Raw genomic sequence first — 21,227 nt, forward strand, 5'->3', positions numbered from 1 at the left:
AGGGTCTAGCGCGGGTTGTCCAGCGGGATGGCCAGGGCGGACATCGTCGCGGCCAGCCCGTCGTATTGGCTTGCCAGCATGCAGAATTCGATCAGCTGGCGCCGCTCAAGGTGCTGGGCAAGTTGCTGCCAGGTGGCGTCGGAGATGGTCCGGTCCTTGACGAACTCGTCCGTCGCGGTCAGCAGCGCCTGCTGCCGCACGGTCAGGCGCGCCTCGACCGGGTCCAGCCGCTGGGGCCACGCGAAGATGGCGGCCTGAAGGTCGGCGTTCAGCCCCTTCTTGGCGGCCATCGGGCGATGGTGCTGCAGCTCGTATTCGCAAGAGCGCACGTGCGCGACCCGCAGGATCACCAACTCGGTGTCGATCGCGGGCAACCGGCCCCGCAGCACGCGGCCGCTGTAGATGCTCCACACCAAAAACAGAAACTTGTTCTGGCCCAGCGTGGTGAACAGGTGCATCTCGGGCGCCCGGACCTTGCGGGCTGCCAACTTAGCGAGAATCCAGTTGATCAACCCGAGTTCGCGGAACCGCCCCGACGGGATGCGGCCCTCCCGCGCGGTGGTCACGGTTGCTTCACCAGGTACGGGGAGACCGTGCTGCGGTGCTCGTCCAGATCCAGCGCGCGCCCCAAAGCGGGGAAGGCCCGCTGCGGGCAGTTGTCCCGTTCGCAGACCCGGCAACCCGCGCCGATCGGTGTGGCGATATCACCCGACAAGTCGAGTCCTTCCGAGTAGACGAGCCGGTGCGCGTGGCGAAGCTCGCAGCCCAGCCCGATCGCGAAGGTTTTACCCGGCTGACCATACCGGGCGGCGCGGCGTTCCACGGTGCGGGCCACCCACATGTAGTTGCGCCCGTCGGGCATCTGGGCGATCTGCACCAGGATCTTGCCCGGGTTGGCGAACGTTTCGTAGACGTTCCACAGCGGGCAGGTGCCTCCGCTGGAGGAAAAGTGAAAACCGGTGGCCGACTGGCGTTTTGACATGTTGCCGGCCCGGTCCACCCGGACGAACGAGAACGGCACACCGCGCATCGACGGGCGTTGCAGCGTCGAAAGCCGGTGCGCGATGGTCTCGTAGCTCACCGCGTAGAAGGAGGACAACCGTTCGACGTCGTAGCGGAAATTCTCCGCGACGTCGTGGAATTGGCGGTAGGGCAGCACCGCGGCCGCGGCGAAGTAGTTGGCCAGCCCCAGCCGGGCCAGCGTGTGCGACTCGTCGCTGGTGAACTTGCCCTCCTCCACCAGCTGATCGATGAGGTCGCCGTACTCGAGGTAGGCCAGTTCGGCGGCCATCTTGAAAACCTGCTGCCCGGGCGAGAGGTGGTTGCTGATCTCCAGGGTCTTGGTGCCGGGGTCGAACCGGTGCAGCACGGTATCGCCGAGATCGATCCGCCGGTTGATGTGCACGCCGTGCACCTCGGTCAGCCGACGATTCAGTTCGCGGGCCAGGTCGCCGTGGTGCAGTCGCATCTGGATGGTGAGGTCTTCGGCGGCGGTGTCCAGCTCGTGCAGGTAGTTCTGGCGCTGGTAGAAGTAGTCGCGCACCTCCTCGTGCGGCATGGTGATCGAGCCGCTGCCGCTGCCGTCGGAGAACCGCTCCTCGGTGGCGGCGGCCAGCTGCGCCGTGGTGATCCGGTAGCGCCGGTGCAGGTTGACCACCGCCCGGGCCAGTGCCGGGTGGGCGCCGACCATCTCGGCCACCTCGGCCGGGTCGACATCGATGTCCAGGTCGCGGTCCAGGGTCACCTCGCGCAGTTCGGCGACCAGCCGGGTGTCGTCCTGGGAGGCGAAGAACGTCGCGTCCACGCCGAATACCTCGGTGATCCGCAACAGCACCGCCACCGTCAGGGGGCGAACGTCGTGCTCTATCTGGTTGAGGTAGCTCGGGGAGATCTCCAGCATCTGGGCCAGGGCGGCCTGGGAGAACCCACGCTCGTTGCGCAGCTGGCGGACGCGGGAACCGACGAAGGTTTTGGACACTTTGCCCAGGGTACCGGGTTGCTAACCCGAAGTTGGCAGGGTTCGCATAGTGGTGCGGTCGCGTCGCGATTGGTTTTTGCCCCACGGCGTTGGCATGATTCGCAACGAGCCCCAGGGCTGGCCTGGGGTGCCCACGAGGAGGAAACGGGGAGCACGCCGTGAGCCTGGACAAAGAATTGATGCCGGTTCCCGACGGCCACCCCGATGTGTTCGACCGCGAATGGCCGCTGCGGGTGGCCGACATCGACCGCACCGGCCGGTTGCGGCTGGACGCCGCGTGCCGGCACATCCAGGACGTCGGGCAGGATCAGCTGCGCGAGATGGGCTTTGAGGAGACCCACCCTCTGTGGATCGTCCGCCGCACGATGCTCGACCTGATCCGCCCGATCGAGTTCCAGGACATGCTGCGGTGCCGCAGGTGGTGTTCGGGCACGTCGAACCGGTGGTGTGAGATGCGCGTCCGCGTCGACGGACGCAAGGGCGGCCTGATCGAGTCCGAGGCCTTCTGGATCAACATCAACCGGGAAACCCAGATGCCGTCGCGCATCTCCGACGACTTCCTCGCGGGCCTGCACAAGACGACCTCCATCGACCGGCTGCGCTGGAAGGGCTACTTGAAGCCGGGCAGCCGCGACGATGCCGCGGAGATCCACGAGTTCCCCGTCCGGGTCACCGACATCGACTTGTTCGACCACATGAACAACTCGGTGTATTGGAGCGTGATCGAGGACTACCTGGCCTCGCACCTCGAGGTGATGCAGCTGCCGCTGCGCATCACGATCGAGCACGAGGCGCCGGTGGCCCTGGGCGACAAGCTGGAGATCATTTCGCACGTGTACCCGCCCGGTTCGACCGACCAATTCGGGCCCAACCTGGCCGATCGCACTGTTACAACGCTCACATACGCGGTTGGCGACGAGGCGAAAGCGGTCGCCGCGATCTTCAGCCGGTAGCCGAACCGTCACCCCCGTCAATTTCCGTTCTGACCTGCGGATATGGGGTTACTGACGGGTAGCTTCTGAAACGGTTCAGTTTCCGTTCAACTTCGCAAGATTTGCAAATCCCGGTCAAGTCGTAGCCGAAATTGGCAAATGAAACGGCTGGACCAGCGTCAACAGCTATGTCATCTTCGAGTTAGCACACCAGCGAAGTTGAGCCGCTAGCTACCGCCGGTGAAGCGTTCACCAACTCAGTAGTGAAGATTCGTTAAGGAGCATGCCCAATGTCTGTCGTTGGCACCCCGAAGAGCCCCGAACAGATCCAGAAGGACTGGGACACCAACCCGCGTTGGAAGGGTGTCACCCGTACCTACAGCGCCGAGGACGTCGTCGCCCTGCAGGGCACCGTGGTCGAGGAGCACACGCTGGCCCGCCGCGGCGCGGAGGTGCTGTGGGAACAGCTGCACGACCTGGAGTGGATCAACGCGCTCGGCGCCCTGACCGGCAACATGGCCGTCCAGCAGGTGCGTGCCGGCCTGAAGGCGATCTACCTGTCGGGTTGGCAGGTCGCCGGCGACGCCAACCTGTCCGGCCACACCTACCCCGACCAGAGCCTGTACCCGGCCAACTCGGTGCCGCAGGTGGTTCGCCGGATCAACAACGCGCTGCTGCGCGCCGACGAGATCGCCCGGGTCGAGGGTGACCGGTCGGTTCAGAACTGGCTGGCGCCGATCGTCGCGGACGGCGAGGCCGGCTTCGGCGGTGCGCTCAACGTCTACGAACTGCAGAAGGCGATGATCGCCGCGGGCGTCGCGGGCACGCACTGGGAGGACCAGCTCGCGTCGGAGAAGAAGTGCGGTCACCTCGGTGGCAAGGTGCTCATCCCGACCCAGCAGCACATCCGGACGCTGACCTCGGCTCGCCTGGCGGCCGACGTCTGCGACGTGCCGACGGTTGTGATCGCCCGGACCGACGCCGAGGCCGCCACCCTGATCACCTCGGACGTCGACGAGCGTGACCAGCCGTTCATCACCGGTGAGCGGACGAAGGAGGGCTTCTACCGCGTGCGCAACGGCCTCGAGCCCTGCATCGCCCGCGCCAAGGCCTACGCGCCGTACTCCGACCTGATCTGGATGGAGACCGGCACGCCGGACCTCGAGCTGGCCGCCAAGTTCGCCGAGGGCGTCAAGTCCGAGTTCCCCGACCAGATGCTGGCCTACAACTGCTCGCCGTCGTTCAACTGGCGCAAGCACCTGGATGACGCCACCATTGCCAAGTTCCAAAAGGAGCTTGCCGCAATGGGATTCAAGTTCCAGTTCATCACGCTGGCCGGCTTCCACGCGCTGAACTACTCGATGTTCGATCTGGCGTACGGCTACGCCCGCAACCAGATGACCGCGTACGTGGAGCTGCAGGAGCGCGAGTTCGCCGCCGAGGAACGCGGTTACACGGCCACCAAGCACCAGCGTGAGGTCGGTGCCGGTTACTTCGACCGGATCGCCACCACGGTCGACCCCACCTCGTCGACCACCGCTCTGACCGGCTCCACCGAAGAGGGCCAGTTTCACTGAGGAGGAGCGGGCCGATAGGCCCGCGAGGACGAAGTGAAACCGACGGTTTGGGTCACTGAGGAGGAGCGGGCCGATAGGCCCGCGAGGACGAAGTGAAACCGACGGTTTGGGTCACTGAGGAGGAGCGGGCCGATAGGCCCGCGAGGACGAAGTGAAACCGACGGTTTGGGTCACCGAGGGGTGTTGAGCAGGCACGGAATCGCGCTTCTGCAGCCCAGTTGACGCGATTCCGCGCTTGTTCGGCGATGAAGTAGCGTAGGCCCCGCCCAGTCATACCTGGGCGGGGCCTATTGCGGTGCAGGACGATACGCGACACCGAAAGAGATGACAGTGAGCGACGCAGCGATTCAGCGGGTAGGGGTTGTCGGGGCCGGCCAGATGGGATCCGGCATCGCCGAAGTCTCGGTCCGAGCCGGTGTCGACGTGACGGTGTTCGAGACCACCGAGGCTCTGATCACGGCCGGACGCGACCGCATCGTGAAGTCGCTCGAGCGCGGCGTCAGCGCGGGCAAGGTGACCGAGCGGGAGCGCGACCGCGCGCTCAGCCAGCTCACCTTCACCACCGATCTGAAGGACCTCGCCGACCGGCAGCTGGTCATCGAGGCGATCATCGAGGACGAGTCCGTCAAGGCGGACATCTTCGCCGAACTCGACCGGGCCATCACGGATCCCGACGCGGTGCTGGCGTCCAACACCTCCAGCATCCCGATCATGAAGATCGCCGCGGCCACCAAGAACCCGCAGCGGGTGCTGGGTCTGCACTTCTTCAATCCCGTGCCGGTGCTCCCGCTGGTCGAGCTGGTCAGCACCTTGGTCACCGACGAAGCCGCCGCCGCGCGCACCGAAGAATTCGCGAGCGCGGTCCTGGGCAAGCAAGTGGTGCGCTGTTCCGACCGGTCCGGCTTCGTGGTGAACGCGCTGCTGGTTCCCTATCTGTTGTCGGCAATTCGCATGGTGGAGGCCGGTTTTGCCACCATCGAAGACGTCGACAAAGCGGTTGTCGCCGGGCTCTCGCACCCGATGGGCCCGCTGCGGCTGTCCGATCTGGTGGGCTTGGACACCCTGAAGCTGATCGCGGACAAGATGTTCGAGGAATTCAAGGAACCGCAGTACGGCCCGCCCCCGCTGTTGCTGCGGATGGTCGAGGCGGGCCGGCTCGGCAAGAAAACCGGCCAGGGCTTTTACGCATACTGATGCCGCAAGAATGAACTAGCGGCACCTGGATGGCCGGCTGACCGCGCCAAATCGGTACGCGTCAGTTATTATGCTCGCGTCCAATGGTGGAAAGATATGGAGCGGGCATGACGGCTTTGGAGCCATTTTACGAGGAGTCGCAATCCATCTACGACGTCTCGAATGACTTCTTCGCTTTGTTTCTAGACCCCACGATGGCCTATACATGCGCATATTTCGCGCGTGACGATATGACCCTCGAAGATGCGCAGATCGCGAAGTTCGACCTGGCGCTGGGAAAGCTGAACCTCGAGCCTGGGATGACGGTGCTGGACATCGGCTGCGGCTGGGGCGAGGCGCTGAAACGGGCCGTGGAGAAATTTGACGTCAATGTCATCGGAATCACGCTGAGCCACAACCAATTTGAGTACAGCAAGAACAAACTGGCCGGACTGCCGACAAACCGCAACGTCGAGGTGCGGCTGCAGGGCTGGGAAGAGTTCGAGGACAAGGTCGATCGGATTGTCACCATCGGCGCCTTCGAAGCTTTCAAGATGGAGCGGTACGCCGCGTTCTTCGAACGGGCCTACAATATTCTTCCCAATGACGGCCGTATGTTGTTGCATACGATTTTGACGTACACCCAAAAGCAGCAGTATGAGCGCGGCGTTTCCATCACGATGCGCGATATTCGGTTCGCACGGTTCATCGGAACTGAAATTTTCCCGGGCGGACAGTTGCCGGCGCAGGAGGACATTTTCAAGTTTGCGCAAGGCGCTGGGTTCTCAGTGGAGGAAGTCCAATTGCTGCAGGAGCACTACGAGCGCACGCTCAACCTTTGGGCGGCAAATCTCGAGGGGAACAGGCAACAGGCGATCGAGCTGCAGTCCGAAGAGGTCTACGACAAGTACATGCGCTACTTGACCGGCTGCGAGGAGTTCTTCCGTAAGGGCATCAGCAACGTCGGGCAGTTCACCCTCGTGAAGTAGGCCGCGACGTTCGGGTCCGTACCCGGCTACTTTTCCAGCGTGAACTGGTCCACGTCGGTGTAGCCCTGGCGGAACAGCTTCGCGCAACCCGTCAGGTACTTCATGTACCGGTCGTAGACCTCTTCGGACTGGATGGCGATGGCCTGCTCGCGATTCGCCTCGAGGGCTGCCGCCCATATCTCCAGGGTCCTCGCGTAGTGCAGCTGCAGCGAGTGGACGCGGGTCAGGTTGAAGCCGGCCGTGACGGCGTACTCTCCGACGGTCTGAGGCGTCGGGAGCCAGCCCCCCGGGAAGATCTCGGTCAGGATGAACTGCGAGAAGTGAACGATCTCGTGGGTCAGCGTCATGCCGCGCGCCCTGGCCTCTTTGAACGAGGGGCGAACGATCGTGTGCAGCAACATCACCCCGTCGGGCGGCAGCGCTTCGTAGGCCATCTTGAAAAAGCGGCCGTAGCGCTGGCGTCCGAAATGCTCGAAGGCACCGATGGAAACGATGCGGTCGACGGGTTCGTGGAACTTCTCCCACCCCTCCAACAGCACCCGCCGGGTGCGTGGGGTGTCCATCTGGTCGAACGTCTTCTGCACATGCTCGGCCTGGTTCTCCGACAACGTCAGGCCCACGACGTTGACGTCATACTTCTCGATGGCCCGTCGCATGGTGGCGCCCCAACCGCAACCGATGTCCAGCAGCGTCATCCCCGGCTCGAGCTTCAGCTTGCCCAGCGCCAAGTCGATCTTGGCCAGCTGCGCCTCCTCCAGCGTCATGTCGTCACGCTCGAAGTAGGCGCAGCTGTAGGTCTGGGTGGGGTCTAAGAACAACCGGAAGAAATCATCGGACAAGTCGTAGTGGGCCTGCACGTTTCCAAAATGCGGCGTGAGCTGCACGGACATGTCGAGAAGAGCCTTTCGTTTATGCGGAGGCGGGAACGGCCAGCCGGCACGGTGCATCTGCCTCGCCCCCGATGCATCCCTGCATGCTAGTCGTTGCGGCGATGCAGGTGGTGCTCCGTAGCGGGTCATAGCGTCACACGAGACGGGCCCAATTCACAAAAGCAAGGGTGCCGCGCCGCGATGTGAGCCGGCTAAAGCGCCGGCTGAGCCCGATGCTCTCGGGGCGGGACGATCGGCGACGGATGGGGCTCCTCGCGGAACTTCTCCAGTGACCCGCCGACCTCGACGATGCCCTTGAGCGCGTTCCAGCTCAGCATGGTCAGGTAGTCGATCAGCTCGTCGCGGCTCATGCGCGGGGAGGACATCCACGAGTGAGTGGCCAGCTGCACGCCGCCGACGATCAGGTAGGACCAGGGCTCCGCACCGCTGGTGTCCATTCCCGCCTGTTGCATGCGGCGGCGCATCAGCACGGCGAGCATGCGGGCGATGATCCGCTCGGAGTCGGCGATCACCTTGCTCTTGCTGCCGGAGCTGTTGGACATCACGAAGCGGTACGGCTCGGGTTCGTTCGCGACGGTTTCGACGTACACCCGGATCACCTCGCGGGTCAGGTCGAAGCCGTCGAGATTGGACGTCAGCGCCGCGGCCAGGTTAGGAATCAGGGTGGTCTGCGTGAACCGCATCATCACGGCGGTGGTCAGGTCGTTCTTGTCGACGAAGTAGCGATACAGCACCGTCTTGGACACGCCGATCTCCGCGGCGATGTCGTCCATGCTCAAGGCGCCGCCGTGCCGCCGGATCGCATCGATCGTGCCGTCCACCAATTCGTTGCGCCGCTCCACCTTGTGTTGGTGCCAGCGCCGCTTGCGGCCATCCGTCTTGGCCGTCACCGCCAACATTTGCTCTGCCACTGTCGCCGATATCCCATTCACTAGACGCCCCCGATACTACGGCGTGCGGGCCAATTTGGGACTTTGGCCAACACCCGGCGCGGGCTCTGTGAACAGTGCCGTCACACCAATCGCCCGAGACCATAGATGATGGTGAGGTGGTACACAGAGCCTCGCCCCGAGGCCAAGCGCCGGGCCCGCGACCGGCGGGGCCGGCCTCGACGGCACCCGGGCGGCCGCACACGTCGCTCGCCGAATCTTTCGCCGGTGCCGACCCGCAGGCCGATGCCGAGCGCCGGGTGGCGCTGCGTCGGATGAAGGCGGTGGCGCTGGGCTTCCTGATCGGCGCCACCGGCCTGTTCCTGGCCTGCCGGTGGGCGCAGGCCCATACCGGCCTGGGCGCCTGGGTCGGCTACGTCGGTGCCGCCGCGGAGGCCGGAATGGTGGGCGCGCTGGCCGACTGGTTCGCGGTGACGGCGCTGTTCAGGCATCCGCTGGGCATCCCCATCCCGCACACCGCGATCATCAAGCGCAAGAAGGACCAGCTCGGCGAGGGCCTGGGAACCTTCGTGCGGGAGAACTTCCTGTCGCCCCCGGTGGTGGAGACCAAGCTGCGGGACGCCGAAGTACCCGGACGGCTCGGCAAGTGGCTGTCGCAGGCTTCGCACGCCGAACGGGTGGCCGGCGAGACAGCCACTGTGCTGCGGGTGCTGGTGGAGCTGCTGCGCGACGACGACGTCCAGCAGGTGATCGACCGGATGATCGTGCGCCGCATCGCCGAACCGCAGTGGGGGCCGCCGGTCGGGCGGGTGTTGGCCACCCTGCTGGCCGAGAACCGGCAGGAGGCCCTGATCCAGTTGCTGGCCGACCGGGCCTTCCAGTGGTCGCTGAACGCCGGCGAGGTGATCCAGCGGGTGGTCGAGCGCGACTCGCCGACCTGGTCGCCGCGCTTCGTCGACCACCTGGTCGGCGACCGCATCCACCGTGAACTGATGGATTTCACCGACAAGGTGCGGCGCAATCCCGATCACGAACTGCGCCGGTCGGCGACCCGGTTCCTGTTCGACTTCGCGGGCGACCTGCAACACGACGCAGAAACCATCGCGCGCGCAGACGCGATCAAAGAGCAGCTGATGGCGCGCGACGAGATCGCCAACGCCGCCGCGACGGCCTGGAAGACGCTGAAACGGCTGGTGCTCGAGGGCGTGGACGACCCGTCCAGCACGCTGCGTACGCGGATCACCGACACGGTGGTCCGCATCGGCGACTCGCTGCGCGACGACGCCGAGCTACGCGACAAGGTGGACAACTGGATCGTGCGGGCCGCCCAGCACCTGGTTTCGCAGTACGGGGTGGAGATCACAGCGATCATCACCGACACCATCGAGCGCTGGGACGCTGAGGAGGCCAGTCGGCGCATCGAGCTGCACGTCGGCCGTGACCTGCAGTTCATCCGGATCAACGGAACCGTGGTCGGCTCGTTGGCGGGGCTGGTGATCTACGCCGTCGCGCAGTTGTTTTTCTAGCAGTGCTAACAAGTGCTTGCAATAGCAAGCACTTGTAGTAGTCTGATGGAACACCGACCATCAGGAGCACGCCATGGCACCCGAGGAGAAGCTCTCCGCCAAGGTGTCCAACGCCGCCTCCGACATGGCCTCGGACATCGGGAGCTTCATTCGAAGCCAGCGCGAGCTCGCACAGGTCTCGGTGCGCCAACTCGCGGAGAAGTCCGGGGTTAGCAATCCCTATCTGAGCCAGGTCGAGCGTGGCCTGCGCAAGCCGTCCGCCGACGTGCTTAACCAGATCGCGAAGGCGTTGCGGGTGTCCGCCGAGGTGCTCTACGTGCGGGCCGGGATTCTCGAGCCGAGCGACAAGAGTCAGGTGCGTGACGCCGTCATCACCGACACCGCGATCACCGAGCGCCAAAAGCAGATTCTGCTCGACATCTACGCATCGTTCACCCAACAAAACGAGTCCAGCGAACCAAGCAACGAGGAGCGTTTCACCGAATCCAACGACGACGAGTGAGCCAGTCGGTTTCGGCCGCCGCTCTTCCATGTCGCGCCCGTGAGTGGTGATGTATTAATCACCGGCCGCTCGGGTTACCCAAGAACAAGTGTGGCGGCCGCCGGCCGGAAAAGGACGCTCGTCTCCGCTTCCACAACAGACACCAAGAACGCCGATAACGAAAGGAAAAACCATGGCGGACAACACCAACATCGAAGACTTGCGAGCTCCCCTGCTGGCAGCCCTCGGTGCGGCAGACCTGGCCCTGGCGACGGTCAACGAATTGATCGCCAACCTGCGTGACCGCGCCGAAGAGACCCGCGTCGACACTCGCACCCGGGTGGAGGAGAGCCGGGCTCGCCTGACCAAGTTGCAGGAGGACCTGCCCGAGCAACTGGGTGAGTTGCGCGAGCGGTTCACCAGCGAGGAACTGCGCAAGGCCGCCGAGGGCTACCTGGACGCGGCGACCAACCGCTACAACGAACTGGTCGTGCGGGGCGAGGCCGCCCTGCAGCGGATCCGCACCCAGACGGGCCTGGACGACGCCTCCGCGCGCGCCGAGGGCTACGTGGACCAGGCCGTCGAGCTGACCCAGGAGGCGCTGGGCACCGTCGCGTCGCAGACCCGCGCGGTCGGTGAGCGCGCGGCCAAGCTGGTCGGCATCGAGCTGCCCAAGAAGTCCGACGAGACGGCCAAGAAGGCTCAGAAGGCCGTCGCGAAGAAGGCCCCGGCGAAGAAGGCCCCGGCCAAGAAGGCTCCCGCCAAGAAGGCGGCCGCCAAGAAGGTCACCCAGAAGTAAGTCACGACGGCCGACTCGGAGTCGTCCTTCGGACGACTCCGAGTCGACGTTTGGGACGGCGCCCGCATACGCTTAAGGCGTGAGCCACCTCGTGGGTACCGTCATGTTGGTCTTGCAGATCGCCGTCTTGGTCACGGCGGTCTACGCGTTCGTGCACGCCGCGCTACAGCGGCCCGACGCTTACACCGCGGCCGAAAAGCTGACCAAGCCCGTGTGGTTGGTGATCCTCGGTCTGGCCGTCGCCCTGACGTCCATCCTGAGTTTTGTTTTCGGGGTGCTCGGGATGGCGATCGCAGCGTGCGCCGCCGGGGTGTACCTGGTCGACGTGCGGCCGAAACTTCTGGAAATCCAAGGTAAGTCGCGCTAGCGCCGGCGGGATGAAAACCCTGCTGACGGCGCCCGCCGTGGTGCTGCTGGCGCTCTGGGGTCCGCTGGGCACCGGCGCGGCGGACCCGGTTACGGTGTCTCCGCCCTTCATCGACCACACCGAATGGGCGCAGTGGTCCGGCCTGGACAGCCTGCGCGTTTTCCCGACACCGTCGGGGCGGCTGGCCGCTTCCGGGCAGCCCGGAAACGCCGCCCTCGCCGACGAGGCGTGGGCCGAGGTGTTGGCGCTGGCGCCGGCCGCCGACACCGCCGGCATGCGCGCGCAGTTCATCTGCCACTGGCAGTTGGCCGAGTTGGTGGAGCCCGGCAAGGCCAGCTGGAACCTGGAGCCGTGGCGCCCGGTCGTCGACGATGCCGATATGGTCGCCTCCGGGTGTAATCCCGGCGCTCCCGAAGAAAGGTTCTAGTGGCGAGCAAACTCACCCGTGAGCAGCTGGCGGCGATGGTCGACCACACCCTGCTCAAGCCCGAGGCCACCGAGGCGGACGTGGCCGCCCTGATCGCCGAGGCCGCCGAATTAGGCGTCTACGCGGCGTGCGTGTCGCCGTCGATGGTCCCGGCCGCGGTGCGGGCCGGGGGAGGCGTTCGGGTGGCGAGCGTCGCGGGTTTCCCGTCGGGCAAGCACGTTTCGGCGGTCAAGGCGCACGAGGCCCAACAGGCCGTGGCATCCGGTGCCGCCGAGGTCGACATGGTCATCGACATCGGCGCCGCGCTGGCGGGAGACATCGGCGCGGTGCGGGCCGACATCGCGGCCGTACGCGCCGCCATGGACCGCGAGGAGGCCGGCCGCGTGCTGAAGGTGATCGTGGAGTCGGCGGTGCTGTTGTCGGGGACGGACGAGGACACGCTCGTGCGGGTGTGTCGCGCTGCCGAGGACGCCGGCGCCGACTTCGTCAAGACCTCGACCGGGTTCCATCCCGCGGGCGGCGCCTCGGTGCGTGCGGTCACCGTGATGAGCCAGGCCGTCGGCGGCCGGTTGGGCGTCAAGGCCAGCGGCGGCATCCGCACCGCCGCCGACGCGCTCGCGATGCTGGAGGCGGGCGCCACGCGGCTGGGCCTATCCGGCACCCGGGCGGTGCTCGACGGGCTTGATTAGGTCCCCCGCGTCAGAGGTTGGCGAAGCAGGGGTCGTTGCTGTTGCCGGCGGGGATGCTGGCGTTCTGCGTCGAGAAGTGGCTGACGACACCGTCGTTGGTGACCTGCACGCTGTCCGCGTGGATGCCCAACGGGTAGTTCTTGGTGAAATTCGAGGTGAAGTCGTCCAGCGTCGACTGCACCGACTCCTTGGGCATCGTGAAGCCGAGCGCGTTGAAGCTGACGATCTGCAGCTGCAGGCCGGTGCCCGACACCACCGGCTTGGTGGTGAGGTTGTCCAGCATGCCCTTCAGCTCGATGGTGCCGTCGGCGGGGTGGGTGGTCACGGTGTTGGTGACGAAGGGGCCCAGCACGGGAATCGCGTTTTGGACCGATTCCTTGATCCCGTCGGACGTCCAGGTGACCTTCGCCTCCAGCGACCCGATGGTGCCCTTGGAGTCCTGGGTTCTGTTGAGCTGGACGTCGCGGATGTTGATGTCGATCTTCATGCCCTTGGCATCGCGGACCTGGTTCCCCGCCGTCGACACCGAGATGTTGGTGTAGTGCTTGGTGAGCTGCTGCCACAGCATCAACGGCGCCACCCCGAACGACGCGGTGGCCTGGTCCTTGACCTCGCACGCCACCGCCTCGGCGACCTTGCTGTTGGCGACGTGACGGACGTACAGCTCGCCGCCGACCAGGGCGGCGATCACCAGGCACGCGACGATGATGCAGACCAGCACGACGGACAGCGGGTCACGGAAACGCCGCTTCTTCTTCCCCTGGGCCGGCTCCTCGCCGGGGGTGGGCAGCTTGTCCGTTTGCCCCGCGGGCGGGGCGGGCGGAGGCGGCGGCGGGTAGTCGGGCCGCTGCATGTTCGGCGGGGGCGTGGCGATCCGTTCGGTCTGACCCGGCGGCGGACCCGCAGCCGGCGGCGGCGGCGCTGTTGCCGGGCCACCGGTGTTGATCCGCTCGGTCGGCCGCTCGGTGGGGGGCTGGCCGAAAGGGCCTTCGTTGCCGGGACGGCCCCACGGCGACGGGTCGGAGTTCGGTGGTCCTTGTGGGTTCGTCACCCGACCGATTCTGCCCTATCGAGCTGAGCGAAATCTGAGTGGTTGCGGAGCACCGCGATGCTCTTGCGGGCCTCGGCGACCCGATCGGCGTCGATGTCGGCGACCACCAACTGCGGTGCGGAGCCCGCCGACGCGACGACTTCGCCGAATGGGGAGGCCACCAGGCTGCCGCCCACCCCGGTGGGCGCGCCCGACGCGGTCAGCGACTCGCCCGGGTCGGCCTGGCCTACGGCGGCGACGTAGCTCATCGAGTCGAGCGCGCGGGCTCGCGCCAGCAGCGTCCACTGGTCGAGCTTGCCGGGACCCGCGCCCCAGGACGCACAGACGGCGATGAGGTGGGCGCCCCGGCGGGCCAGCTCGGTGTACAGCGCCGGGAAGCGGATGTCGTAGCAGACGGTCAACCCCACCCGGACACCCGCGACCGTGATCACCACCGGCTCGCGGCCGGGCGCGACGGTGCGCGACTCGGTGAAGCCGAAGGCGTCGTAGAGGTGGATCTTGTCGTAGTGCGTGTTTGGCTCGTTCGGATTGCCCGGACCGGCCGCGATCAGCGTGTTCCGTACCCGGCCGTCCCCGGACGGGGTGAACATGCCGGCGATCACCGTGATCCCGCAGTCGGTCGCGATCCGCCGCACACCGGCGGCCCACGGCCCGTCGACCGGCTCGGCGATCGGCGCCAGTGGAACCCCGAACCGGCACATGGTGGCCTCCGGAAACACCACCAACTCCGCGCCCGCGTCGGCGGCCCGGGCGCTGTTCTCGCGCACCAGGTCTAGGTTGGCGGCCGGATCGGTGCCGCTGAGGATTTGCGCCAACGCGATTCGCATGGGCGCCAGCTTAGGCTCGGCGCCCTCACGCCATTCTGGCGATCCACTCCGTGGTGAACCGTTGCTCTGCCGCCACCAACTCGGAAAGCCGGGTGCCGATGATGTTCTCCAGCTTGCCGCCGATGATCGGGACGCGCACCTGGACGGTGGCCCGGAATGTCAGTCGGGCGCCGCCGGTCTCGTGAATGGGCGACAGCATTGCGGTGCCGGTCAGATTCACCGGGGCGTCCAGAATCGAGCCGACCACCGAACCTTGCGCGGCGCCGTCGGCGACCGGTCCCCAGCTCTCCTCGCGCCTGATGCGCAGATCGCCGCTGTGCAGTTGCGTGACCATCCCGGGCAGCTTGTGACTCTGGATCACCTGCACGGTGACGACCTCGACGGTGTCGTCGTTACCGGTTTCGCCACCGACCCGCATCGACTCCAGCGTGGCGAAGTCCACACCGGATCCGGCCAGCCGTGCCCGCCAATAGCTCTCGTCCGTGAACGCCCGATGCACCTCTTCAACGCTGCCGTGGTAGTCGGCGGACAAGTCGAATGAACGCGGCATAGCAGGTGAGGCTACCGTTACGGGCCATGAAATCCAGCGACGCCGGTTCCACGTTCGCCGGCGCGCACGTCGCCGAAGCGGTGCCGCTCGCGCCGCTGACGACGTTGCGGGTGGGGCCGGTCGCGCGCCGCCTGATCACCTGCACCAGCACGGAACAGGTGGTGGCCGTGGTGCGGGAGCTGGATGCCGAAAGCCGTGGGGGAGAACGCTCCCCGGTGTTGGTGTTCGCCGGCGGCTCCAATCTGGTGATCGCCGACACCCTGACCGGCCTCACGGCGGTGCGGCTGGCCAACAGCGGCATCAGCGTCGACGGCAACCTGGTGCGCGCGGAGGCGGGCGCGGTGTGGGACGACGTCGTGGTCCGCGCCATCGAGCACGGTCTGGGTGGGCTGGAATGCCTGTCCGGCATTCCCGGTTCGGCCGGGGCCACCCCGGTGCAAAACGTCGGGGCCTACGGTGCCGAAGTCTCCGACACCATCACCCGGGTCCGGATATTGGACCGCGGCAGCGGGGCGGTCCGCTGGGTGCCTGGCGGCGAGCTCGGCTTCGGCTACCGCACCAGCGTGCTCAAGCAGGCCGGCCCCGAAACCCCTTGGGTGGTACTGGAAGTCGAGTTCGCGCTGGACGCCTCGGGTGCCAGCGCGCCGCTGCGCTACGGCGAACTGGCCGCCGCGCTGGGCTTGAGCGGCGGCGAGCGCGCCAACCCGCGGGCGGTCCGCCATGCGGTGCTGACGCTGCGGGGCCGCAAGGGCATGGTGCTCGACGCGGGTGACCACGACACCTGGAGCGTGGGTTCGTTCTTCACCAATCCCGTGGTCGCACCCGAGGTGTACGAGCGGCTGGCCGAAAGCGTGGCCGGGCCGGTCCCGCACTACCCGGCGCCGGACGGCGTCAAGCTGGCCGCCGGCTGGCTCGTGGAGCGGGCCGGCTTCGCAAAGGGTTACCCCGACGACCCGACGGCGCGGTGCCGGCTGTCCACCAAGCACGCACTGGCGCTCACCAACCGCGGCGGAGCCACCGCCGAAGAGGTGATCGCGCTGGCCCGCGCCATCCGCGACGGGGTCCGTGATGTGTTTGGTGTCACATTGCAACCCGAGCCGGTCCTGCTCGGCTGCAGGCTGTAGCTCCGAATCGTTCGAACGCCGGATTTGTCGCGGCGGGCGCGCCGGAATTTGCCCGGTATCTTTGACTTTCGTGAGCATGTCGCGCAGCCCGCAGCCGGTCAACCGGCGCGTGGCCCTGGCGAGCCTCGGACTGGGTGTGTTCGCCCCCAGCGTGTTGGCCGCGTGCGGTGGCCCCGCGGGCAAGCAGGCCGAGAAGAAGGAGCGGCGGCCGGCGCCGAAACTGAAGTTCCAGCCGGCCGATGCGGCCGAGAACGTGGTGCCGATCGCCCCGATCAGCGTCGAGATCAGCGACGGCTGGTTCCAGCGCGTCGCGCTGACGAATTCCGCGGGCAAGGCCGTGGCGGGCAAGTTCAACTCCGACCGCACCGTCTACAGCACCACCGAGCCCCTGGGCTACGACGCGACCTACACGTGGAGCGGCTCGGCCGTCGGGCACGACGGCAAGGCGGTCCCGGTCACGGGCAAGTTCACCACCGTGTCGCCCACCAAGAAGATCAGCGGGTCATTCCAGTTGGCCGACGGTCAGACGGTCGGGGTGGCGGCGCCGATCATCATCCAGTTCGACGCGCCGATCACCGACAAGGCTTCCGTGGAGAAGGCGCTGACCGTCACCACGAATCCGCCCGTCGAGGGCAGCTGGGCGTGGCTGCCCGACGAGGCGCAGGGCGCACGCGTGCACTACCGCACCCGCGAGTACTACCCCGCGGGCACCACCGTCAACGTCGACGCGAAGCTGTACGGCCTGCCGTTCGGCGACAGCGCGTACGGCGCCGAGGACATCTCGTTGAACATCCAGATCGGCCGCCGGCAGGTGGTGAAGGCCGAGGTCACGTCGCACCGCATCCAGGTGGTCAGGGACGAAGGCGTCATCATGGACTTCCCGTGCAGCTACGGCGAGGCCGACAAGGCGCGCAACGTCACTCGCAACGGCATCCACGTGGTCACCGAGAAGTACGCGGACTTCTACATGTCCAACCCCGCCGCCGGCTACAGCCACGTGCACGAGCGTTGGGCCGTCCGGATCTCCAACAACGGCGAGTTCATCCACGCCAACCCGGCGAGCGCGGGCGCGCAGGGCAACACCAACGTCACCAACGGCTGCATCAACCTGTCGACCGGCGACGCCGAGCAGTACTTCGAGTCGGCGATCTACGGCGACCCGGTGGAAGTGACGGGCAGCAGCATTCAGCTGTCCTACTCCGACGGCGACATCTGGGACTGGGCCGTCGACTGGGACACCTGGGTGGCCATGTCGGCGCTGCCGCCGCCCACCGCGCGCCCGCCGTCCACCCAGATTCCCGTCACCGCGCCGGTCACGCCGTCGACCGCGCCGAGCCTGTCCGGGACGCCCACGACCACGACCACCTCTGCCGGCCCGGGGACTAGCCCCGGCGGTTGAACCGGGTGGCCGACGCCTGGTCGCGCGGCTTCATGACGATCAGGTCGAGGTCGACGTGGGGCGGCCGGGAGGCCACGAAGCCGATCACCTCGGCGACGTCGGCGGCAACCAGCGGAGTGATGCCGGTGTAGACGGCGTCGGCGCGTTGCTGATCGCCGTCGAAGCGAACCAGCGAAAACTCCGTCTCGACCGCGCCCGGCGCGATCTCGGTCAGCCGCACCGGCTTACCCAGCAACTCGCCGCGCAGCGTGCGGTGCAGGGCGCCCTGGGCGTGCTTGGCCGCCGTGTATCCGGCGCCCCCGTCGTAAACCTCAAGTGCGGCAACGGAAGTCACCGTCACGATCAGGCCGTCGCCGGAATCGATGAGCCTGGGCAGCAGCGCTCGGGTGACCCGCAGCGTGCCCATCACGTTCGTCTCCCACATCCACCGCCAGTGCTCGAAGTCGGATTCGACGACCGGTGCCAGGCCGCGGGCGCCGCCGGCGTTGTTTACCAGCACGTCGACCCGGCTCAATTCGCTGGCGAGAGCCGCGACGGCCGCATCGTCCGTGACGTCGGCCACGATGGCCGTCCCGCCGATCTCCGTGGCCAGGGCGTTGATCCGGTCCGCCCGGCGAGCCACCGCGACCACGTGAAAGCCCTGTGCGGCAAGGGTCCGGGCCGTCGCCTCGCCGATCCCGGAGCTGGCCCCCGTGACCACCGCGACCCGTTCATTCCTGACCGATTCAACCATCGAAGCAACCTTAGTAAACGTGGTAAATTTTCGGTGTGCTCCACCGCTCCTTGTCCAACATCACCACCGCCTGCACCTGCGCGGCGGGTGCGTGTTGTTGCCGCGCACTTTGCCGCTCCTGATTTTCAGGTGTGGCCGAAGACCGGCCGGTAAATCTCGGACAAAAGGACGATCGTGCGCTCGAACACACTCACCCAGTCTCACCATTCGCCCAACAGGGCCAGCCACAAGGGCCGCCGGTCGGTACCCCGTCAGATCGTGCCGCCGGCACTGCACATCCCCGACTCCGCGGCGGCCTCCGTCTTCCGCGCCATCCGGTTGCGGGGACCCGTCGGTCGTGACGTCATCGCCGGTGTCACCTCGCTGAGCATCGCGACGGTCAACCGCCAAGTCATCGCCCTGCTCGAGGCCGGTTTGCTGCGGGAGCGCGCCGACCTGGCCGTCGCCGGGGCCATCGGCCGCCCACGGGTGCCGGTCGAGGTCAACCACGAGCCGTTCGTGACGCTGGGCATCCACATCGGCGCCCGGACCACCAGCATCGTGGCCACCGACTTGTTCGGTCGCACGCTCGACACCGTCGAGACGCCGACGCCGCTGCACCCCGCCGGGCCCGCGCTGGCGTCGCTGGCCGAGAGCGCCGCCCGCTACCTGCGCCGTTGGCACCGGCGCCGCGCGCTGTGGGTCGGCGTGGCGATCGGTGGGACCGTTGACAGCGCCACCGGCCACGTGGACCACCCGCGGCTGGGGTGGCGGCAGGCGCCCGTCGGCCCGGTGCTGGCCGACGCGCTGGGACTGCCCGTCTCGGTGGCCTCGCACGTCGATGCCATGGCCGGGGCCGAACTGTTGCTCGGCATGCGACGTTTCCTGCCCAGCTCACCCACCAGCCTGTACGTGTACGCCCGCGAGACCGTGGGCTTCGCGCTGGTGATCGGCGGACGGGTGCACTGCCCGGCCAGCGGCCCGGGCACCATCGCGGCCCTGCCCGTCCACTCGGAGCTGCTCGGTGGCAGCGGCCGGCTGGAATCCACCGTCAGCGACGAGGCGGTGCTGGCCGCCGCCCGCCGGCTGCGCCTCCTGCCATTCGCGCCGGCGGGCCGCGCCGGCGCGCCGGCCGCCGGGATCGCCGACCTGCTCCGGCTGGCCCGCGCCGGCAACGAGCAGGCCAGAGAACTGCTGAACGAGCGGGGCCGGGTGCTCGGGCAGGCGGTGGCCTTGCTGCGCGACATGCTCAACCCCGACGAGCTGGTGGTGGGTGGCCAGGCCTTCACGGAATACCCCGAGGCGATGGAGCACGTCGAGGCCGCTTTCGCCGAACACTCGGTGTTGGCGTCGCGTGAGATTCGCGTCACTGTCTTCGGCAACCGGGTGCAGGAGGCCGGCGCGGGCACCGTCTCGCTGGCCCCGCTGTACGCGGATCCGCTCGGGGCGATGCGGCGGGCCGGGGCGCTCAGTCCGCGGCTGCGCGAGGTCGCGGCCGACGAGTCCTCCGCTTAGCGCGAACCGTGTCCTGGGCGTTGGGCTCGTGCTTCGGGCGTCCTGTAAAGATGACAGAGTGCGCCACGATGACGTCTTCCGGCTGAAACCGCGCCGCGTCGCAGTGTTGGCGGTGCACACTTCGCCACTGGCGCAGCCGGGCACCGGCGACGCCGGGGGCATGAACGTCTACGTGCTGCAAACCGCGTTGCACCTGGCGCGGCGGGGTATCGAGGTGGAGATCTTCACCAGGGCCACCGCGTCCGCCGACCCGCCGGTCGCGCGGGTGGCGCCCGGCGTGCTGGTCCGCAACGTGGTGGCGGGGCCGTTCGAGGGCCTGGACAAATACGACCTGCCCACCCAGCTGTGTGCGTTCGCCGCCGGCGTGCTGCGCGCGGAAGCGTCGCACGAACCGGGCTACTACGACATCGTGCATTCGCATTACTGGCTGTCCGGACAGGTCGGCTGGTTGGCCCGCGACCGCTGGGCGGTGCCGCTGGTGCACACCGCGCACACGCTCGCTGCGGTCAAAAATGCGGCGCTGGCCGCGGGTGACGCGCCCGAGCCGCCGCTGCGCACGGTCGGCGAACAGCAGGTGGTCGACGAGGCGGACCGGCTGATCGTCAACACCGACGACGAAGCCAGGCAACTGATTTCGATCCACCGCGCCTCCCGCGCGCGCATCGACGTCGTCCACCCCGGGGTGGACCTCGAGGTGTTCCGCCCGGGTGACCGCCGTGCGGCCCGGGCGGCGCTGGGATTGCCGCTCGACGAAGACGTGGTGGCGTTCGTCGGGCGGATCCAGCCGCTGAAGGCGCCCGACATTGTGCTGCGCGCCGCCGCGAAATTGCCGGGTGTGCGCATCGTGGTGGCCGGCGGCCCGTCGGGCAGCGGCATGGCCTCCCCGGACGGGCTGCGGCGCCTGGCCGCGGACCTGGGCATCACCCCTCGGGTGACCTTCCTGCCCCCACAGTCCCGCACGGACCTGGCCACGTTGTTCCAGGCGGCCAGCCTGGTGGCCGTGCCGAGCTATTCGGAGTCGTTCGGCCTGGTCGCCGTCGAGGCGCAGGCGTGCGGCACGCCGGTGGTGGCCGCCGCGGTCGGCGGCCTGCCGGTGGCCGTGCGCGACGGGATCACCGGCACGCTGGTGTCCGGCCACGACGTCGACCAATGGGCGGATGCCCTGGACCGGATGCTGCGCCTGCCCGCGCCGCAGGCCGAGGCGATGAGCCGCGCGGCCGCCGAGCATGCGGCCACGTTCTCGTGGGAAAACACCACCGACGCGCTGCTGACCAGCTATCGCCGCGCGATCAGCGAGTACACCGCCGAGCGCCGCGGGGTGGGCGCATGAC

Annotated in this window: 22 protein-coding genes; 14 read left to right on the top strand and 8 right to left on the bottom strand. The window is 67.5% G+C overall.

All coding sequences use genetic code 11. The features are described 5' to 3' along the window. Positions 1-5 precede the first annotated feature (5 nt). A complete protein-coding gene (locus KXD96_RS06555; RefSeq protein ID WP_260743718.1) occupies positions 6-566 on the bottom strand; it encodes a carboxymuconolactone decarboxylase family protein in 561 nt (186 codons plus the stop codon). Then, entirely contained in the window at positions 563-1,978 is a 1,416-nt protein-coding gene (ramB, locus tag KXD96_RS06560; RefSeq protein ID WP_260743719.1) for an acetate metabolism transcriptional regulator RamB, read from the bottom strand. The genes KXD96_RS06555 and ramB overlap by 4 nt, the downstream gene beginning before the upstream one ends. Positions 1,979-2,136: 158 nt before the next feature. Here ramB and KXD96_RS06565 point away from each other — a divergent pair, with 158 nt between their 5' ends. The 4 genes from KXD96_RS06565 to KXD96_RS06580 all read left to right on the top strand — a co-directional run bounded on the left by KXD96_RS06565 (position 2,137) and on the right by KXD96_RS06580 (position 6,649). Further along, positions 2,137-2,931, top strand: coding sequence for an acyl-[acyl-carrier-protein] thioesterase (locus KXD96_RS06565; RefSeq protein ID WP_260743721.1), 795 nt, complete (start codon positions 2,137-2,139; stop codon positions 2,929-2,931). 269 nt (positions 2,932-3,200) lie between these two features. Further along, positions 3,201-4,487, top strand: coding sequence for an isocitrate lyase (gene aceA / locus KXD96_RS06570; RefSeq protein ID WP_260743723.1), 1,287 nt, complete (start codon positions 3,201-3,203; stop codon positions 4,485-4,487). A gap of 330 nt (positions 4,488-4,817) precedes the next feature. Beyond that, positions 4,818-5,681, top strand: coding sequence for a 3-hydroxybutyryl-CoA dehydrogenase (locus tag KXD96_RS06575; RefSeq protein WP_260743725.1), 864 nt, complete (start codon positions 4,818-4,820; stop codon positions 5,679-5,681). Positions 5,682-5,788: 107 nt separating this feature from the next. Next, on the top strand, positions 5,789-6,649 hold the full coding sequence (locus tag KXD96_RS06580) for a cyclopropane mycolic acid synthase family methyltransferase (RefSeq protein WP_260743726.1): 861 nt from the start codon (positions 5,789-5,791) through the stop codon (positions 6,647-6,649). Positions 6,650-6,675: 26 nt separating this feature from the next. Here KXD96_RS06580 and pcaA read toward each other — a convergent pair whose 3' ends face one another. Next, positions 6,676-7,539, bottom strand: a complete 864-nt coding sequence (gene pcaA / locus KXD96_RS06585) for a cyclopropane mycolic acid synthase PcaA (RefSeq protein WP_260743727.1) — start codon at positions 7,537-7,539, stop codon at positions 6,676-6,678. A gap of 191 nt (positions 7,540-7,730) precedes the next feature. Next, entirely contained in the window at positions 7,731-8,450 is a 720-nt protein-coding gene (locus tag KXD96_RS06590; RefSeq protein WP_260743728.1) for a TetR/AcrR family transcriptional regulator, read from the bottom strand. Between the two features lie 137 nt (positions 8,451-8,587). On the opposite strand from KXD96_RS06590, the gene KXD96_RS06595 reads away from it, so the two are divergent. The 6 genes from KXD96_RS06595 to deoC all read left to right on the top strand — a co-directional run bounded on the left by KXD96_RS06595 (position 8,588) and on the right by deoC (position 12,718). Continuing rightward, positions 8,588-9,955, top strand: a complete 1,368-nt coding sequence (locus KXD96_RS06595; protein ID WP_260743729.1) for a DUF445 domain-containing protein — start codon at positions 8,588-8,590, stop codon at positions 9,953-9,955. Between the two features lie 73 nt (positions 9,956-10,028). Beyond that, a complete protein-coding gene (locus tag KXD96_RS06600) occupies positions 10,029-10,457 on the top strand; it encodes a helix-turn-helix domain-containing protein (RefSeq protein ID WP_260743730.1) in 429 nt (142 codons plus the stop codon). A 172-nt stretch (positions 10,458-10,629) separates the two neighbouring features. Further along, complete coding sequence (locus KXD96_RS06605; protein WP_260743731.1) at positions 10,630-11,235, top strand: heparin-binding hemagglutinin; 606 nt, start codon at positions 10,630-10,632, stop codon at positions 11,233-11,235. A 79-nt stretch (positions 11,236-11,314) separates the two neighbouring features. Next, positions 11,315-11,602, top strand: a complete 288-nt coding sequence (locus KXD96_RS06610; RefSeq protein ID WP_067282206.1) for a DUF2516 family protein — start codon at positions 11,315-11,317, stop codon at positions 11,600-11,602. 10 nt (positions 11,603-11,612) lie between these two features. Next, positions 11,613-12,029 (top strand): DUF2599 domain-containing protein, encoded by a 417-nt coding sequence (locus tag KXD96_RS06615; protein ID WP_260743734.1) that lies wholly within the window; start codon positions 11,613-11,615, stop codon positions 12,027-12,029. Positions 12,030-12,064: 35 nt separating this feature from the next. Next, positions 12,065-12,718: a deoxyribose-phosphate aldolase gene (gene deoC, locus KXD96_RS06620; RefSeq protein ID WP_396878718.1), complete on the top strand. Its 654-nt coding sequence runs from the start codon at positions 12,065-12,067 to the stop codon at positions 12,716-12,718. A gap of 10 nt (positions 12,719-12,728) precedes the next feature. On the opposite strand, the gene KXD96_RS06625 is transcribed toward deoC, so the two are convergent. Genes KXD96_RS06625 through KXD96_RS06635 form a run of 3 tightly spaced genes read right to left on the bottom strand, consistent with a single transcriptional unit; the run spans position 12,729 to position 15,146 of the window. After that, a complete protein-coding gene (locus KXD96_RS06625) occupies positions 12,729-13,769 on the bottom strand; it encodes a DUF2993 domain-containing protein (protein ID WP_260743736.1) in 1,041 nt (346 codons plus the stop codon). Beyond that, positions 13,766-14,596 (bottom strand): carbon-nitrogen hydrolase family protein, encoded by an 831-nt coding sequence (locus KXD96_RS06630; RefSeq protein ID WP_260743739.1) that lies wholly within the window; start codon positions 14,594-14,596, stop codon positions 13,766-13,768. Before KXD96_RS06630 ends, KXD96_RS06625 begins: the two co-directional genes overlap by 4 nt. Positions 14,597-14,621: 25 nt before the next feature. Further along, the gene (locus tag KXD96_RS06635) at positions 14,622-15,146 is read right to left on the bottom strand and encodes a DUF2505 domain-containing protein (protein ID WP_260743740.1); all 525 of its coding nucleotides are present in this window, start codon (positions 15,144-15,146) and stop codon (positions 14,622-14,624) included. A gap of 26 nt (positions 15,147-15,172) precedes the next feature. On the opposite strand from KXD96_RS06635, the gene KXD96_RS06640 reads away from it, so the two are divergent. Further along, on the top strand, positions 15,173-16,270 hold the full coding sequence (locus KXD96_RS06640; protein ID WP_260743741.1) for a UDP-N-acetylmuramate dehydrogenase: 1,098 nt from the start codon (positions 15,173-15,175) through the stop codon (positions 16,268-16,270). A 76-nt stretch (positions 16,271-16,346) separates the two neighbouring features. Beyond that, the gene (locus tag KXD96_RS06645) at positions 16,347-17,669 is read left to right on the top strand and encodes an Ig-like domain-containing protein (RefSeq protein WP_260745247.1); all 1,323 of its coding nucleotides are present in this window, start codon (positions 16,347-16,349) and stop codon (positions 17,667-17,669) included. Here the strand turns inward: KXD96_RS06645 and KXD96_RS06650 are convergent. Further along, the gene (locus tag KXD96_RS06650; protein WP_260743744.1) at positions 17,653-18,402 is read right to left on the bottom strand and encodes an SDR family NAD(P)-dependent oxidoreductase; all 750 of its coding nucleotides are present in this window, start codon (positions 18,400-18,402) and stop codon (positions 17,653-17,655) included. The two genes, KXD96_RS06645 and KXD96_RS06650, sit on opposite strands and share 17 nt — an antisense overlap. A gap of 255 nt (positions 18,403-18,657) precedes the next feature. Here KXD96_RS06650 and KXD96_RS06655 point away from each other — a divergent pair, with 255 nt between their 5' ends. Then, complete coding sequence (locus KXD96_RS06655; RefSeq protein WP_260745248.1) at positions 18,658-19,896, top strand: ROK family transcriptional regulator; 1,239 nt, start codon at positions 18,658-18,660, stop codon at positions 19,894-19,896. Next, positions 19,817-21,226, top strand: a complete 1,410-nt coding sequence (mshA, locus tag KXD96_RS06660; protein WP_396878721.1) for a D-inositol-3-phosphate glycosyltransferase — start codon at positions 19,817-19,819, stop codon at positions 21,224-21,226. The genes KXD96_RS06655 and mshA overlap by 80 nt, the downstream gene beginning before the upstream one ends. Position 21,227: the final 1 nt, after the last annotated feature.

The organism is Mycobacterium sp. SMC-2 (genome assembly GCF_025263485.1).
Lineage (GTDB): Bacteria > Actinomycetota > Actinomycetes > Mycobacteriales > Mycobacteriaceae > Mycobacterium.